Annotated in this window: 13 protein-coding genes and 1 tRNA gene; 12 read left to right on the forward strand and 2 right to left on the reverse strand. The window is 72.6% G+C overall.

The annotated features are described in order from the left end of the window. Positions 1–3: 3 nt before the first annotated feature. The 3 genes from ACIGO6_RS05630 to ACIGO6_RS05640 are packed head-to-tail and all read left to right on the forward strand — an operon-like array spanning position 4 to position 2,280. Positions 4–795 carry an alpha/beta fold hydrolase gene (locus ACIGO6_RS05630; protein WP_399871789.1) on the forward strand — a complete coding sequence of 264 codons (792 nt, stop codon included), beginning with the start codon at positions 4–6 and terminating at the stop codon, positions 793–795. Then, positions 792–1,271: a heme-binding protein gene (locus ACIGO6_RS05635; protein WP_399871791.1), complete on the forward strand. Its 480-nt coding sequence runs from the start codon at positions 792–794 to the stop codon at positions 1,269–1,271. The genes ACIGO6_RS05630 and ACIGO6_RS05635 overlap by 4 nt, the downstream gene beginning before the upstream one ends. A 4-nt stretch (positions 1,272–1,275) precedes the next feature. Beyond that, a complete protein-coding gene (locus tag ACIGO6_RS05640; RefSeq protein WP_399871794.1) occupies positions 1,276–2,280 on the forward strand; it encodes a methionine synthase II (cobalamin-independent)-like protein in 1,005 nt (334 codons plus the stop codon). Positions 2,281–2,329: 49 nt separating this feature from the next. Here ACIGO6_RS05640 and ACIGO6_RS05645 read toward each other — a convergent pair whose 3' ends face one another. Next, positions 2,330–2,617: a putative quinol monooxygenase gene (locus tag ACIGO6_RS05645; protein WP_399871796.1), complete on the reverse strand. Its 288-nt coding sequence runs from the start codon at positions 2,615–2,617 to the stop codon at positions 2,330–2,332. Between the two features lie 191 nt (positions 2,618–2,808). Here ACIGO6_RS05645 and ACIGO6_RS05650 point away from each other — a divergent pair, with 191 nt between their 5' ends. From ACIGO6_RS05650 to ACIGO6_RS05685, 8 genes are all read left to right on the forward strand, one after another. Then, positions 2,809–4,257, forward strand: a complete 1,449-nt coding sequence (locus tag ACIGO6_RS05650; protein ID WP_399871799.1) for an aldehyde dehydrogenase family protein — start codon at positions 2,809–2,811, stop codon at positions 4,255–4,257. A gap of 48 nt (positions 4,258–4,305) precedes the next feature. Further along, positions 4,306–5,505: an L-2-hydroxyglutarate oxidase gene (gene lhgO, locus ACIGO6_RS05655; protein ID WP_399871802.1), complete on the forward strand. Its 1,200-nt coding sequence runs from the start codon at positions 4,306–4,308 to the stop codon at positions 5,503–5,505. Positions 5,506–5,675: 170 nt separating this feature from the next. Then, positions 5,676–6,536 (forward strand): amidohydrolase family protein, encoded by an 861-nt coding sequence (locus ACIGO6_RS05660; RefSeq protein WP_399871805.1) that lies wholly within the window; start codon positions 5,676–5,678, stop codon positions 6,534–6,536. Between the two features lie 13 nt (positions 6,537–6,549). Further along, positions 6,550–8,259: a thiamine pyrophosphate-dependent enzyme gene (locus tag ACIGO6_RS05665; protein WP_399871807.1), complete on the forward strand. Its 1,710-nt coding sequence runs from the start codon at positions 6,550–6,552 to the stop codon at positions 8,257–8,259. Between the two features lie 18 nt (positions 8,260–8,277). After that, positions 8,278–9,351 carry an Ldh family oxidoreductase gene (locus tag ACIGO6_RS05670; RefSeq protein WP_399871810.1) on the forward strand — a complete coding sequence of 358 codons (1,074 nt, stop codon included), beginning with the start codon at positions 8,278–8,280 and terminating at the stop codon, positions 9,349–9,351. Between the two features lie 102 nt (positions 9,352–9,453). Further along, positions 9,454–9,527: transfer RNA gene (locus tag ACIGO6_RS05675), tRNA-Pro, on the forward strand. Positions 9,528–9,801: 274 nt separating this feature from the next. Continuing rightward, positions 9,802–11,538, forward strand: a complete 1,737-nt coding sequence (locus ACIGO6_RS05680; protein WP_399871813.1) for a subtype B tannase — start codon at positions 9,802–9,804, stop codon at positions 11,536–11,538. Between the two features lie 188 nt (positions 11,539–11,726). After that, positions 11,727–12,410 (forward strand): DUF899 family protein, encoded by a 684-nt coding sequence (locus ACIGO6_RS05685; RefSeq protein ID WP_399871815.1) that lies wholly within the window; start codon positions 11,727–11,729, stop codon positions 12,408–12,410. Between the two features lie 170 nt (positions 12,411–12,580). On the opposite strand, the gene ACIGO6_RS05690 is transcribed toward ACIGO6_RS05685, so the two are convergent. Further along, positions 12,581–13,660 (reverse strand): hypothetical protein, encoded by a 1,080-nt coding sequence (locus ACIGO6_RS05690; RefSeq protein WP_399871818.1) that lies wholly within the window; start codon positions 13,658–13,660, stop codon positions 12,581–12,583. Positions 13,661–13,732: 72 nt separating this feature from the next. On the opposite strand from ACIGO6_RS05690, the gene ACIGO6_RS05695 reads away from it, so the two are divergent. Continuing rightward, positions 13,733–15,568: a LuxR C-terminal-related transcriptional regulator gene (locus ACIGO6_RS05695; protein WP_399871819.1), complete on the forward strand. Its 1,836-nt coding sequence runs from the start codon at positions 13,733–13,735 to the stop codon at positions 15,566–15,568. The last annotated feature ends 113 nt before the right edge of the window (positions 15,569–15,681 follow it).

A 15,681-nucleotide genomic window follows, 5' to 3' on the forward strand; every position in this document is an offset into this window, starting at 1 on the left:
CCCATGCCCTACGCCGACTCCGACGGCACCTCCCTCTACTACGAGCGCCACGGCAGCGGCCCGGCGATCCTCTTCGTGCACGGCAGCGGCGGCCACCACGCCGCCTGGTGGCAGCAGGTCGCGGCCCTGCGCGAGGAGTTCACCGTCGTCACGGTCGACCTGCGCGGCTTCGGCAGGTCCGACAGCTCCATGCCGGAGTTCGACGGCCAGGACTTCCCCGGTGACGTCGTCGCGGTCCTCGACCAGGAGGACCTCACCGACGTCATGCTCGTCGGCCAGTCCATCGGCTCCGTCGCCGCCCTGCGCGCCGGCCTCATGCGCCCCGGGCGGGTCACCTCCGTCGTCCTCGGCCACTCCCTCGGCGGCATCAGCCACCCCGAGCTGAGGGAACTGGCCGCCGCCGACCGCGCCGAGGCCGTCAAGCTGCCCGTCATCGACCGCCTGCTGACCCGGCGGTTCCAGACCGAGCGCGCCGACCTCACCTTCCTCTTCCAGCAGATGGGCACCTTCAACGTCGCCCGGATGCAGGACCTGCGCAACCTCGACACCAACGGCCCCTCGCTGGAGGAGATCCAGGCCTCCGGCGTCAAGGTCGCCTTCCTGGCCGGCGAGAAGGACGCGGTGCTCGGCGTCAAGACCGTCACCCGGGCCCACGAACTGCTGCCCGGATCGCACCTGGAGATCGTTCCCGGCGCCCCGCACTCCATGTACTGGGAGACGCCCGAGCCCTACAACGCGGCCATCGCCCGTCTGCGCCGCACCCTCACCGACCCCACTCCTAGGGAAGCCGCATGAGCAACATCAGCCTCGACGCCGCCGAGGAGATCATCGCCGCCGCCCACCAGCGCGCCCAGGCCCTCGGCAAGGCCGTGAGCGTCGCCGTCGTCGACGCCGGCGGCTTCGTCGTCGCCGTCCGCCGCCCGGACGGCGCCCGCCCGCTCACCCCCGACATCGCCCGCGCCAAGGCGTACACCGCGGCCGTCATGCAGCGCCCCGGCAGGATGCTGAAGAAGTGGCAGGAGAGCCAGCCCGTCTTCTTCTCCCAGCTCTCCCAGCTGCCCGGCGCCTCGATGCCCATCATGGCCACCGAGGGCAGCGTCACCATCAAGAAGGACGGCGAGATCATCGGCGGCCTCGGCATCGCCGGCGGCACCGCCGACGAGGACCAGCAGATCGCCGACGAGGTACTGGAAACCCTCGGCTACGAACTGGAGTTCGCCGCCTGGGGCGTCGCGGGCACCCCGGCTCCGTCCGGCACGGGAAAGGACTGACCCCATGGCGGACACGTTCAACTACCGCATCGACCACCACGGCAGCCTGGTGAGGCCCGCCGGGCTCGCGACCGACGACCCGGAGGCGGTGGACACGGCCGTCGGTGAGGCGGTCGTCCTCCAGCGCAGGCTGCGCTCCACCGTCGTCACCGACGGCGACTTCCCCCGCGAGGACTTCCGCGGCGCCGTCCTCGGCACCGTCTCCGGCTTCCGCCGCACCGACGGGACGGGTCCCGACGGCCTGGTCCGCTGGGTCGCCGAGTCCCTGCCGAAGGCGGGCGGCCCGCTGCTGCCCGACTACGGCACCCGGCTCACCGGGCTGACGGTGATCGCCCCGAAGGCCACGCTGCCGTCCCCGGCGTATCTCGCCGCGACCACCTTCGAGGCCGGGCTCGGCCCGGCGTCCGCCCGCGAACTCGGCGAAGCGCTGGCCGAGATCGTCGCGGCGGAGATCGCGCTGCTGGTCTCCCAGGGCGTACGGCTCATCCAGCTCACCAACCCGCTCCTGCTGGACCAGGTCGCCGCCGACCCGGTCACCACCGGCGCCCTCTCCTTCGAGGACGCGCTCGCCGTGGACGCGGCGGCGGTACGCCTGGACGAGCGCCCCGAGGGCGTACGCATCGGCATGGCGCCCGGCTGGGCGGCACCGGCCGCCGTGGACCGGGCCCGCGCCGAGCGGCTGTACACGGCCGTCCCCGCGGACCGCTGGGTGCTCCCCTTCGACCAGGGGACCGAGGCCGAGGTGGAGCTCGTCCGGGCGCTGCCCGAGGAGCGGGACTTCTGCCTCGGCGTGGTCGACGCCACCCGGCCCGAGCCGGAGGACATCGACACCGTGATGTCCCGGATCGACCCGCTCGACGCGTTCAAGGACCTGGAGTCCGCCGCCGTCTCGCCGTCCCGCGGCTTCGCCGACGACGCGTCCCGGCCGCTGCTGAGCGCCGAGGACCAGCGCAGGAAGCTGGTCCTGGTCGAGACGATCGCCCGCTACTGCTGGGGCAACGAGTTCTGAGCACCCGAAGGGCCGGGAAGCACACGCTTCCCGGCCCCCGGTACGTGCCTCACAGCACCTCGGCGAAGGTCACCGACCGCTCCGTCAGCAGCGGCCACACCGTCTCGACGATCTGCTCCTCGAAGTGCGGCGCCGCCTTGTGCGCCTCGAACCCGGCGGCGTCGTCGTACCGCTCGTACAGCAGGAAACCGCCGGGCTCGCCGGTCACGGTGTGCACCTCGTACTGCTGGTTCGCCGGCTCCGCGCGGGTCGCCTCGCGCGCCTTCAGCAGCGCGGCACGCACCGCGTCCCCGTCGGCGGGCGCGCAGCGGTAGTGGGCGACGACTGCGTAGGCCATGTCTCGTCTCTCCTCGGCTCCCGGCGGCGCCGTGCACACCGTCCGGCCCGCCGATTCCAGCATGGATCACGCACCCGCCGACCCGCGCGCGCTGCAACCAATGCCTGCCGGCGCGGGGCTGGTGAAGCCACCCGCCCATGGTGTGTCGTCACGTCATCCGCACCGCGGCCGACGAAGGAAGAAGGGATCCGATGCGCACTCTGGAAACACTCCTGGGCGGAGAGTGGGTGACGACCGGCGAGTGGATCGACGTCCACGACCCGGCCGACGTCCGCACCCCCGTGGCCCGTGTCCCGGCCCTGTCCGCCAAGGACGTCACCCGGGCCTACGACCACGCCGAGCAGGGCTTCGCCGTCTGGAGGCGCACCAGCCCCTTCGAGCGGGCCCGCGTCCTCACCGACGCGGCCCGGCTGCTCCGCGAGCGCCTCGACGCGATCGCCGCCGACGTCACCGCCGAGAACGGCAAGACCCTCGCCGAGGCCCGCGGCGAGGCCGGCAAGGCCGCCGACTTCCTCGACTACTACGCCGGCCTCGCCCGCCAGGGCTACGGCACCCTCCTGCACGACGCCCGCCCCGACACCCGTACGCACATCCAGCGCGAGCCCATCGGCGTCATCCTGGCGATCAGCCCCTGGAACGACCCGCTGATCACCCCGGCCCGCAAGCTCGCCCCGCTGCTCGCCACCGGCAACGCGGCCGTCTTCAAGCCGGCCACCGAGACCCCGGCGTCGGGCCTGCACCTCGCCCGCGCCCTGCACGACGCGGGCCTGCCCTCCGGCGTCCTGAACGTCGTCACCGGCCGCACCGCCGAGATCGAGGAGGCCCTCCTCGACGACCCCCGGATCACCGGCATCACCTTCACCGGCTCCAACGCCGTCGGCAACCGCATCCGCCACCGCCTCGCCGACCGCAACGTCCGCTTCCAGGGCGAGCTGGGCGGCAAGAACGCCTCCGTCGTCCTGCGCGACGCCGACCTCGCCGCGGCCGCGAAGGGCGTCGTCGCCGCCTCCTTCGGCCAGGCCGGCCAGCGCTGCACCGCGACCAGCCGGGTCGTCGTCGAGCGCCCGGTGTACGAGGAGTTCACCCGCCTGCTGGTAGCGGAGGTCGAGGCCCTGACCGTCGGCCCCGGCACCGACCCGGCCACCACCCTGTGCCCGCTCTCCAGTCCCCGGCAGCGCGACAGCGTCCTCGCCGACCTGGACAGGGCCGTCGAACAGGGTGCCACCGTCCTCACCGGCGGCAGGGCCGACACCGACGGCGACCGGGCGCACGGCTGCTACGTGCGGCCCACCGTCCTCGCCGACGTCACCCCCAAGACGGCGATCTGGCGCGAGGAGGTCTTCGGTCCCGTGCTCGCCCTGCGCGTGGTCGACGACTTCACCGCCGCCGTCGAGGCGGTCAACGACTCCGACTACGGACTCGCCGCCGCCGTCTTCACCCGCGACCTCGCCTCCGCGTACCGCTTCGCCGACGAGGCGGAGTGCGGGCAGATCGCGGTGAACACCACCACGACCGGCTGGGACGTCCACCTGCCCTTCGGCGGGTTCCACGACTCCGGCACGGCGTACAAGGAGCAGGGCGAGGAAGTGCTGCGCTTCTCCACCCGCGTCAAGACGGTCGCCGTCCACTTCGGCGCCTGAGCACATGGCGAGAGAAGCGTGAGCACATGGCGAGAAAGGAGTACGCCGATGGCTGACGAGACGATCGGCATCGTCGGCGCCGGCATCGTGGGCCTGGCCACGGGCCGCGAGATCGCGCTCAGGCGCCCCGGCACCCGCGTCGTGGTCTTCGAGAAGGAGCAGCAGGTATCGCTGCACCAGACCGGTCACAACTCGGGCGTCGTGCACGCGGGCATCTACTACACGCCGGGCAGCCTCAAGGCGAACCTGACCGTGCGCGGGGTGGCCCTGCTGCGCGAGTACTGCCAGGACCGGGACCTGCCCTACAAGGAGATCGGCAAGCTGGTCATGGCGGTCCGCCAGGACGAGCTGGGCCGCATGGAGAACCTCTACGAGCGGGCCAGGAACAACCACGTGCCCGACCTCAGGAAGGTCTCGAAGGACGAGATCAAGGAGCTGGAGCCGCACGCCGGCGGCCTCGCGGCCCTGCACTCCCCGCGCACCGCGATCACCGACTACCCGGCCGTCGCCCGGGAGTTCGCCAAGGACGTCGCCGAATCCGGCGGCGAGGTGAAGCTCGGCTTCCCCGTCACCGGCATCACCACCGTGCCCGGCGGCATCGAGGTCGCCTCCGGTCAGGACCGCGTGAAGGTGGACCGGCTCATCCTGTGCGCCGGCCTCCAGTCGGACGCGGTCGCGAAGCTCGCCCGGGACCGGCAGGAACCGAGGATCATCCCGTTCCGGGGCGAGTACATGCTGCTCAAGCCGGACCGCACCCACCTGGTCCGCGGCCTGATCTACCCGGTGCCCGACCCGCGTTACCCCTTCCTCGGCGTCCACTTCACCCCCCGCGTCGACGGCTCGGTCGAGGTCGGCCCCAACGCCGTACTCGCCCTGGCCCGGGAGGGCTACAAGCTCGGCACCGTCTCCCCCCGGGACCTGCTGGGCCTCGCCGCCTACCCCGGCTCCTGGCGGATGGCGGCCCAGCACTGGCGTACCGGCATCAAGGAGTACCGCGGCGCCCTGTCCACGGCGGCCTTCATGAAGGACGCGGGGCACTACGTCCCCGGCGTCGGCGCCAAGGACGTGGTGCGCGGCGGAGCCGGCGTACGGGCTCAGGCCCTGGACCGGGACGGCACCCTCGTGGACGACTTCCGCATCCACCAGATGGGCAGGATCACCGCTGTGCGCAACGCGCCCTCGCCGGCCGCCACGGCCTCCATGGCGATCGCCGAGCACATCGCCGGCGCGGTCTTCGGCGACGCCTGACACCGACGCCCGACACCGGCCGAGAACGCCCTGTTCACAGCGCACTTTCGCGCAACAACAGCTTGCATCCCACGCTCTCGGCAAGGCCCCGTCGCCCGCCTAGCGTTCTTCTCGCACCACCCACCACCGCCCTTCGAGAACGTTCGAGAATTCGAGAAAGCGAGTTCGACATGTTCGTCGTCGACACCCAGATCCACATCTGGAAGGAAGAGACCCCGGACCGCCCCTGGGTCCCCGGCGCCCGCGAGCGCATCCGCCTCAACGGCCACCGCGAGGACCCCTTCTCCTACGAAGAGGCGCTGGAGCTGATGGACGAGGCCGGCGTCAACCGCGCGCTGATCCTCCCGCCGTCCTGGGAGGGCAACCGCATCGACTACGCCCTGGAGGCCTGCGAGGCCCACCCGGACCGCTTCGGCATCATGGCCCGCGTCCCGCAGGACAACGAGGCCGAGGGCACCGCGATGCTGAAGGACTTCGCCCAGAACCCGCACATCAAGGGCACCCGGCTCACCTTCCACCGCCCGCAGGACCGCAACTGGATGATCGACGGCACCAACGACTGGTACTGGCCGATCGCGGAGGAGCTCCGCATCCCCACCATGGTCCACGCCCCGATCTGGAAGCGCGAGCTGGGCGAGATCGCCGCCAAGCACCCCGAGCTGAAGATCATCATCGACCACATGGGCATCATGGCCCGCTGCGTCGACGACGCGATCGGCTACTGGGTCTCGGAGACCGCCGACCTGGCCGCCCACCCGAACATCTACGTGAAGGTCTCGGCGCTGCCCGGCTACTCCACGCAGCCCTTCCCGAACAACAACATCCAGAAGTACGTCCGCGAGATGGTCGACAAGATGGGGCCGCAGCGCTGCTTCTACGGCACCGACATCACCCGCCTGCTCGGCCACGGCATCACCTACACCGACACGATCGAGCAGTTCACCAAGCACTGGGACTTCACGCCCGAGGAACTTGAATGGATCATGGGCCGCGGCATCTCCGAGGTCCTGAACTGGCCGTACGAGGGCTGAGGACGCACACGAGATGACGGACAGCAACAACAAGCCGGGCGCCGACGGCGGTGACGCCGTCGTCTCCGCCCTGAACGCCGTCGGCGCCGACTACGTCTTCTGCTCATCGGGGTCCGAATGGGCCCCGGTGTGGGAGTCCCTGGCCCGGCGTCACCGCGACGGTGAGCCGGCGCCCAAGTACCTGGACCTCACCCACGAGACGGTGGCGGTCGGCATGGCCACGGGCTACGGGCTGATCGAGCGCCGCCCGCAGGGCGTGCTCCTGCACGCCGCCCCCGGCCTGCTCCAGGGCTCCATGGCCGTGCACGGGGCGCTGTTGGCCGGCGTCCCCATGCTGGTCGCCTCCTCGGAGTCGACGACGTACGGCGACGGCCCCGGCCAGGACCCGGGCGGCCAGTGGTACCGCAACCTCTCCATCGTGGGCGGCCCGCACCACGTCGCCCAGCCGTTCACCAAGTGGGCCAACGAGGCCGCCGACATCAGCACCCTGCCCACCATGATCACGCGCGCGGCGGAGCTGTCCTGGCGCGCCCCGGCGGGTCCCGCCTACCTCAACATCCCGCTGGAGATCCTGCTGGAGGACTGGGACGGACGCGAGGCCAAGCCCCTCGTCCCGCCCGGCTCCACGCACAGCTCCCCCGAGGAGGTCGACCCGGTCGCGCAGATGATCCGCGAGGCCGGGAACCCCGTGATCGTCACCGAGACGGCCGGCCGTGAGGCGGGCGGCTTCGAAGCCCTGGTCGCCTTCGCCGAGGCGTGGAACATCCCGGTCGTCGAGCCCGACTCGGCGGTCTGCGGAAACTTCCCGCGCACCCACCCCCTGCACGCCGGCAGCGACATCGGCCCGTGGATGGACGAGGCGGACCTGATCCTCCTCGTCAACTGCCGCGCCCCCTTCTACCCGCCGAGCCGCAGGCCGTCCCAGGCGAAGATCGTCGTCATCGACCAGGTACCGCAACGCCCGCACATCGTCTACCAGGTGCTCTTCGCGGACGTGTACCTGGAGGGCAACGTCGCCAACACCCTGCGCCAGCTGGCCAAGCGGGCGAAGGACCTGGACGACGATGCCGTGGCCGCCCGCCGCTCGGCGCAGGAGGAACGCCACGCCGACGAACAGTCGGCGATCGCGCGGGCCGAGACGCAGGCCGAGCGGTCCGAGGGCGTCGACCCGGTCCTGGTCGCCGCCACGCTGCGGGGACTGCTGGCCGGCCGGGACGGCATCGTCGTCGACGAGACCATCACGCACAGCCGCGTCGTCAAACGTCACCTGCGCACCGCCGACCCCGACTCGTACTTCTACGTCCAGGGCGGCCTCGGCCAGGGCATGGCGGTCGCCCTCGGCGTCAAACTGGCGGCCGGGCAGCGCCCGGTGGTCCTCACCGTCGGCGACGGCGCCTTCACCTACAACCCGGTGATCCCGTCGTACGACGCGGCCAAGGCCTACGACCTGCCGGTGCTGGTCGTGATCTTCAACAACCGTGTCTACAAGTCGATGAACCTCAACCACCGCCGCTTCTACCCCGAGGGCGCGGCGGCCGAGACCGGCGAGTGGCTCGGCACCGACCTGCACCGACTGCCCCGGCTCGCGGCCTTCGCCGAACCCTTCGGGATGCACACCGAGACCGTCGACACCACCGACGCCCTCGCGCCCGCCCTGGAGCGCGCGCTGAAGGCCGTGGCGGAGGGCACCACCGCCGTGGTCGACGTCCTCGTCACCCGCTGACCCAGGAGATCCCGCACCATGACCGACACTGCCACCCCCAAGCCGGGGAAGGTCCGCGTCCCCGCCGACGAGCTGCGCACCTTCGCCGCCGCCCTCCTGGAGAAAGGGGGCCTGAGCGCCGAGCACGCCCGCACCACCGCCGACGTGTTCGTCTGGGCGGCACAGCGCGGCGTCGAGTCCCACGGCATCGCCCGCGTCCCCGCCTACCTGGAGCTGCTGTCCAAGGGCGTCGCCAACGCGCGGCCCGACCTCAGGGTCGAGTCGACCACCCCGGCCGCCGCCGTGATCGACGCCGACCGCGCCCCCGGCCCGGTCGCCCTCACCGCCGCCGCCGACGAGGCGGTCGAACGGGCCCGTGCCTTCGGCATCGCCTCCGTCGGCGTACGCCGCACCGTCCACACCGGCGCCATCGGCTACTACGTCTCGCGGATCGCCGAACAGGGCCTGGTCGGCCTCGGCTTCGTCGCCGGCATGCCCAACATGGGCTACACCGGCGTCAAGGGCGCGGCGGTGGCCACCAGCCCCCTCGCCATCGCGGTCCCGGCGGCCGACCACGCCCCGCTCCTCCTGGACATGGCCACGGCCACCATCGCCCTCGGCAAGATCCGCCAGGCCCGGGCGAACGGCACCCCCCTGCCCGAGAACGCCGCGGCCACGGAGGACGGCACCCCCACCACCGACCCGGCGCTGGCGACCATGCCGCTGCCGCTGGGCGGCGCCAAGGGCTCCGGCATGTCCCTCGCCTTCGAACTGCTCACCAGCGTCCTGGTCGGCGCGCCGATCTTCGCGTCCTTCCACTCCGACGACCCGGCCGGCCGCAGGCACCGCCAGAACGCCCTGCTCATCGCTCTCGACCCCGCGGCCTACGGCGGCAGCGCGGCGGACTTCACCGCGTCCGTGGACGACACCCTCGCCACCCTGAAGGGCCTGCCGGTCGCGGACGGCGCCGACGCGGTCCACTACCCCGGCGAACGCAGTGCCGCGGTGGCGGTGGAACGCGGCACGAACGGCGTGCCGGTGGCGCCGAAGGTGTGGCGCGAACTGACCGAGCAGGCGGCCAGGTACGGGATCACGCCGCCCGAGCCCCGGTAGAGCGTCGCCGGCCGCCCCGGGGGGAGGCGGCCGGCGACTTGGCCCCCCGTGTGAATGAGGTAGGGTTGACCAGCGCGATCACGGGAAACACCGATCGCGCACCGGGACGTGGCGCAGCTTGGTAGCGCACTTGACTGGGGGTCAAGGGGTCGCAGGTTCAAATCCTGTCGTCCCGACTCGCGAGAGTCGTGTATCAGGGCCGGTTCGGAGACATCCGAACCGGCCCTGATCGTTTTTCGGGTGCGTCGAGAAAATGTCCGCGAGATTGCTGTGCAAATTGTTAACAATCTTGTAGCGTGCGTCACGCCTCGGCTCCGAGGCATCGGCGAAGCACTCGATGCTCCATGCTCAGTGAGGGGAGACCCCGTGCAGCGGCTCTCTGCGTCCTTCGGACGCGACGCGCTCACCCACCCGGCAGGCATGCGGAAGGACGGCCATGGCCATGGCCCTGTGGCCCGCACACGCCTGCTGAGAGGCGTGGCGCTCGCGAGTTCCCTCGTTCTCACGGCGGTCGCGGTGCCGGCCTCCGTCGCGGCGGCCGCCGCGACGGCCCCCTCGCAGCACCGCGGGCATGCCGCGGACCCCCAGGACGCCGCCCTGGACTTCGACTCCGCCGCCTACACGATGATCACCGTCACCGTCGACGGCCGGCCGATGAACGTGCGCTGGTACAAGGAGATCTGCTACGTCGCGAACCCGGTCGCGGCGGCGGCGCAGCAGCCCGGCGGCCCCGGCGGCGGCACCACCACGATCTCCAACACCGCCTGCGGCTACCAGAGCATGAACGTGTTCGTTCCCGAGAACGCCTTCGGCGACCAGCGCACCCCGGTCTACTTCGCGGTGAACAACGGCGGCTGGAAGGCCAGTTACATCAGGGCGAGCGTCACCGACGGCACCTCCTACAACAGCTCGACCAGCAACGTCGGCGCCGCCCTGAAGGCGGGCTACGTCTTCGTCGACGTCGCCAACCGCAGCCGCGGCCTGGTCGGCGCCGACGGCTCCGCCCCCGGCAAGGCCCCCGCCGCGGTGGTCGACGCCAAGGCCGCCGTCCGCTATCTGCGCCTCAACGACGCCACCATGCCCGGCAGCGCGGAGCGGATCGTCATCAACGGCACCAGCGGCGGCGGCGCCCTGGTGTCGATCCTGGGCGCCTCCGGCAACAGCGGCGAGTACACCCCGTACCTCGCCGCGATCGGCTCCGCCGGTATCGACGCCAAGGGGCGCAGCACCCTGCGCGACGACGTCTTCGCCGTCAACGCGTACTGCCCGATCACCGACCTCGGCAACGCCGACGTCGCCTACGAGTGGCTGTACAACGCCCTCGCGACCCGCGACACCACGGGCTCGAACCCCTCGCCCGAGGACGCCGCCGCGATCGCGGCCGAGTTCGCGGCGTACGAGAAGAGCCTCGGGCTGCGCAACCCCGACGGCTCCCGGCTCACCGTCGCGAACATGCTGGACACCATCAAGGCGGAGGTCGTCCGCTCCGCGGAGACCTACCTGCAGGCGGACCCCGCCCACACCGTCCCGCCGCTGGGCGGCACCTTCGAGATCACCTCCGGCGGCCCCGGAGGCCCGCCCACCACCACGTCGTACGTCAACGACTGGATCGACGTCGACACCGCCACCGGCACGGTGCGCTCCGTCGACATGGCGAAGTACCTCGCCTTCGTCGCCACCCAGGCCAGGCTCAAGACGACCCCCGCCTTCGACGCCGTGGGCGTCGACGGGAACACCACCAGCGGCACCGAGACCGACCTCTTCGGCCCGTCGACCCAGAAGTACATGAACTACACCGAGTACAGCTGGAACCACAACGACGTCGCCGGGGACGGCAGCGGACTCGACGACACCGGGCTCACCTGGGACCGGTACACCCGCAGGAAGAGCACCACCGTCGACGACCAGGTCCACCTGATCAACCCGATGGACTTCGTCGGCACGCGCGCCGACACCGCGCCGAACTGGTACGTCCGCCACGGCACCCGTGACCGGGACACCGCGTTCACCGTCTCGGTCAACCTCGACCGGGCGCTCGCCGCGGACCAGCAGGTCGAGGACCTGAACTACCGGCTCGCCTGGAACCAGCCGCACGCCGGCAACTACGACGTGCCCGAAGCCATGGCCTGGATCGCCGAGGTCGTCCGCAAGGCCGGCGACCCGCTCGCCTCCGGGAACCACGGATAGCGAGGCTCGCCGACCGCCGCGCCTCGCAGCGCGCGATCCGTGACGGTCGCTTCACGGGCCGCAAGACGAACGCCACGGCCGGACCCCGGCTCATCGGCTCAGGTGTCGGCCGGCCGTGGAGCGGCCATAGACTCGAAGAACCGGTTCGGGACCCGGGCACGGGGGGACGGCTACCCCAGGAGGACGCGATGTTGCGGCACACCAGACTGGCCGGCGAATCGAAGGACTACCTCGACGCCCGCGAGGAGCTGCGTCTGGCCGAGATCGACCTCATGCGCCACCGCGAGAAGGTGGCGGCCCGGAGACGGGAACTCCCGCCGGGGCCGGCCGTCGACGACTACGTCTTCCAGGAGGGCCCCGCCGACCTCGACGCGGGCGACACACCGGTCCGCGAGGTCACGCTGAGCGAGTTGTTCACCGCCCCGGACCGCCCGCTGATCGTCTACCACCTCATGTACGGCAAGCTGCAGACCGAGCCCTGCCCGATGTGCACCCTGTGGGTCGACGGCTTCGACGGCATCGCCCACCACATCGCCCGCAACGCCGACTTCGTCGTCGCCGCGGCCGCCGACCTGCCCGCCCTGCGACAGCACGCCCGCCATCGCGGCTGGTCCCGGGTACGGCTCCTGAGCTGCGGTGACAGCACGTTCAAGTACGACCTGGGCAGCGAGGACGAGCACGGCGAACAGGACTCCACCGTCTCCGTGTTCACCCGCGACGGCGACGGCACGGTCCGCCACTTCTACTCCACCCACCCGCGCATGGCCGCCGACATCGACGAGCGCGGCATCGACCTCCTGGCCCCCGTCTGGCACCTCCTCGACGTGACCCCGCAGGGCCGCGGCGACTGGTACCCGACCCTCGACTACTGACCCCCGGCCCAGCCGGGCCCTCGGAAAGACATGACCGGGCCCGCCGCCTCCCCCGAAGCGGCGGGCCCGGCGTGCCGCGGAACGTCACCCTCCCCCGAAGGCGACGTCCCGCGGCCGGCCCCCGGCGCCGGTCTGTGGCCGTGGCGCCCGGGTGGTTCGGAGCCGTGCGGTCACCAGCACATGACCGCCGTCTCGCCCACACCCCACGTGGAGTACAGGCGCACCCGGACGACATAGCGGCGGCCCTTGACGAAACGGGCCCTGATCGTGGCGTTGCGGGAGGTTCCCCCGTCGTCCTGTCCGACGAGGTAGCGGGGCTCGCCGTCCCGCTCCTCGAAGATCACGACGACGGCGTCGCTGTCGCCGAAGGTGCCCACGGTGTACTCCCGGGTCTCCGGCGGATCCAGACGGAAGTCGGCCTGTTCGCCCGGGCCCAGACCGAGCGGCACCGAGCGGAACGGCACCAGGGGCCCCGGCCGGCCGGTGGGCGGGTACCAGCGCAGGGCGAACTCCTTGTCGGCCGCGGAGAGGGTGCCGGGCGGGTGCAGGCCGGAGCGGTAGTGCTCGGGCTCCAGTATCAGCCCCGACGGGAAGGGGTACTCCATGATCGACTGCGGGTCCCAGACCGGGCCGTTGACCTCGTCGGTGTCCAGCTTGCGCAGGATGTTGTGGAAGGTCCGCTCCCGGCTCCAGTGGTTCGGCGGGCCCGCCAGCTCGGCGTAGACGGCCTCGTCGTCCCAGAGGATGCCGGCGTACGGGTTCTGGTGCTCGTGCAGCATGCCGAGCGCGTGCCCGATCTGGTGCAGGGCCGTCGCACGTTCCCCGGGTGCCGTCAGGTCCCAGCCGAAGTTCATCGTGCGGTCGTTCAGCCCCACCCGGAGGGCGTCCTTGCCCACCGACGACCAGGAGCCGTCGCCGGGCTGGAAGCCGATGCGCAGCTCGGCCTCCGAACGGTCGCCGACCTCGGTGAGGACGAGTCCGATGCCGAGGTCCTGCCACTCCCGGAAGCAGTCGCGCACCACGCTGCGCTGCTCCTCCGTCCCGGACCACGACACGCGCCGGGGCCGGCCGGTGCCCGGCATGGGCACGACCGAGGCGTCGGTGTCGCCGCCGAGGAAGCAGTAGTGCAGGACGGTGCCGTTGGCCCACATCCGCTGCCCGCCGACGAGCGCGGCGACCCGCCCGGCGGCCAGCCCCGGCGCGAACGCGGGGGCGGGCTGCTGCGCGAGCGAGCAGTAGCGTGCGGTCATGGCCTCCACCCTGCCGCCCGGCCCGGCCCGCACGCTTGAGTCGAGGGCTACTCAAGTCACCCTGTATCAGGGATGAGTATGCCGACTCATGTTGCCGTGACGACTTCTCTGCGGCACGTGAGGACGCTGGAACCGGCCTGGCCGTTCACCGGGCGGGCGGACGAACTGGAGTTGGTGCGCCGGTCGCTGGCCGCCGGACGGAACGGCATCGTGGTGACCGGCCCGGCGGGCTGCGGCAAGACCCGGCTCGTGACGGAGGCCGTCCGCGGCACGGAACACGCCCGGGTGGCCGGGACGCCCGCGACCGGAGGCATCCCCTTCGCCGCGTTCGCCCATCTGCTGCCGGAGACCGTCACCCTGCACCGTGCCGTCCAACTCCTGTCCGGTGTGCGGCTGCTGGTCGTCGACGACGCCCACCTGCTCGACGACGCGTCCGCCGCCCTGGTGCACCAGCTCGCGGTGCACGGCCGTACCCGGCTCGTGGTCGTCGCCACGGAGGGCGTCCCCGTGCCGGGCGCGGTGTCCCGGCTGTGGTCCGGCGAGCTGCTGCCGCGCCTCGCCCTGGAGCCGCTGCCCCGCGAGGAGACGGCCGAACTGCTGTCGGCGGGCGCGGGAGGCGGCCTCGAGCCGCTCACCGTCGACCGGTTGCACCGCCTGTGCCGGGGGGACCTGCGGCTGCTGCGCGAGCTGCTGACCGCCGTGCGCGAGCGGGGGCTGCTCACGCCGGTCCCGGGCACGGACCGGTGCGCGTGGCGCGGGCCGGTGCCGGTCACCGCGGCCGTGCGGGAGCGCACCGCCCACGTCCTCGACCGGGCCCGCCCCGAGGAGCGCGAGACGCTCGAACGCCTGGCCTTCGCCGAGCCCTTGCCCCTCGACCCGGACTCCCTCGACGCGCGCACCCTGGAGCAGCTGGAGGCCGAGGGCCTGGTCGGCGTCGACGAGCGCGGGGCCACGCGTCTCACCCACCCCCTGCACGGCCCCGTCCTGCGTGCCGCCGCGGGCCGGCTGCGGGCGCGGCGCCTGTCCCGCACCCCGGACCAGTGCGGACCCGCGCTGGCGGCGGAGCAGGCGGAGCTGGCCCTGCGCATCGAGCAGGCCGACGTACGGGCCTTTCGGACGCCCGTGGGGGAGTGGCTGGTGGCCGAGGGGGTGCCGCTGCCGCCCGAGTACGCCGCGCTGCGGGCGCGGTTCGCCCGGCTGCGGGGCCTGCTGCGCGAGGCCGGGGCCTGGGCCCGCGAGGGCCTGCGGACGGCCACCGACGATGCCTCCTGCCGACGCGAACTCGCCCTCGCGGCGGCCCAGTCGGGAGACGCGGCGGCGGCGTCGGCCCAGGGTGCCCCCGGCGCGGAGGCCGCCGTCTGGGCCGCCGCGGCGTGCGGCGACCTCGACGACGCGGTCCGGACGGCGGCGCACGCCGGGGACCCGTACGACGCGGTCCGGCTCGGTACGCCCGAGTGGGCGGCCGGCCGCCTCACCGGCGTCTTCGCCGCGCACGCCGACGCCCTCGCACGGGGCGACGGGCCGGCGCTGGACGCGGTGGCCGAGCAGCTGGAGGGGCGGGGCTTCCTGCTGTTCGCGGCCGAGGCACACGCCCAGGCGGTACGCGCCCACCGCGACCCGAGCGCCGCCCGTACCGCCCGTACCCGCGCCGCCGCCCTCGCCCGGCGCTGCGAGGGCGCCCGGACCCCCGCCCTGTCCGGTCTGGTGCTCGGCGAACTCACCGCCCGCCAACGGCAGGTCGTCACACTCGCCGCCGCCGGTCTGAGCAACCGGCAGATCGCCGAGAGACTCACCCTGTCCGTCCGCACCGTCGGCAACCACCTCTACGGCGCCTACACCCGCCTCGGCGCCGGCGACCGCGACGCCCTGCCCTGGCTGACCACCCTCCCCGAAACCCAGCCGGCCTGACCCCCGGCCCGATCCCGCCCGCCCTGCCCCCCGGCGTGCCCCGCCGGGCCGGACCCACCTGGTCGGCCCCGCCCGGCCCGAGCGATCTGGCCTTGACCCGCGCTGCCGGGCCC

The sequence above is a fragment of the Streptomyces sp. NPDC053750 genome (assembly GCF_044544295.1).
Lineage (GTDB): Bacteria > Actinomycetota > Actinomycetes > Streptomycetales > Streptomycetaceae > Streptomyces.

Coding starts and splice junctions, on each gene's coding strand:
- ACIGO6_RS05690 (WP_399871818.1), bottom strand. CDS start 13,660: ATGACCGCACGCTACTGCTCGCTCGCGCAGCAGCCCGCCCCCGCGTTC.
- ACIGO6_RS05645 (WP_399871796.1), bottom strand. CDS start 2,617: ATGGCCTACGCAGTCGTCGCCCACTACCGCTGCGCGCCCGCCGACGGG.
- ACIGO6_RS05635 (WP_399871791.1), top strand. CDS start 792: ATGAGCAACATCAGCCTCGACGCCGCCGAGGAGATCATCGCCGCCGCC.
- ACIGO6_RS05685 (WP_399871815.1), top strand. CDS start 11,727: ATGTTGCGGCACACCAGACTGGCCGGCGAATCGAAGGACTACCTCGAC.
- ACIGO6_RS05695 (WP_399871819.1), top strand. CDS start 13,733: ATGAGTATGCCGACTCATGTTGCCGTGACGACTTCTCTGCGGCACGTG.
- ACIGO6_RS05650 (WP_399871799.1), top strand. CDS start 2,809: ATGCGCACTCTGGAAACACTCCTGGGCGGAGAGTGGGTGACGACCGGC.
- ACIGO6_RS05630 (WP_399871789.1), top strand. CDS start 4: ATGCCCTACGCCGACTCCGACGGCACCTCCCTCTACTACGAGCGCCAC.
- lhgO (WP_399871802.1), top strand. CDS start 4,306: ATGGCTGACGAGACGATCGGCATCGTCGGCGCCGGCATCGTGGGCCTG.
- ACIGO6_RS05660 (WP_399871805.1), top strand. CDS start 5,676: ATGTTCGTCGTCGACACCCAGATCCACATCTGGAAGGAAGAGACCCCG.
- ACIGO6_RS05665 (WP_399871807.1), top strand. CDS start 6,550: ATGACGGACAGCAACAACAAGCCGGGCGCCGACGGCGGTGACGCCGTC.
- ACIGO6_RS05640 (WP_399871794.1), top strand. CDS start 1,276: ATGGCGGACACGTTCAACTACCGCATCGACCACCACGGCAGCCTGGTG.
- ACIGO6_RS05670 (WP_399871810.1), top strand. CDS start 8,278: ATGACCGACACTGCCACCCCCAAGCCGGGGAAGGTCCGCGTCCCCGCC.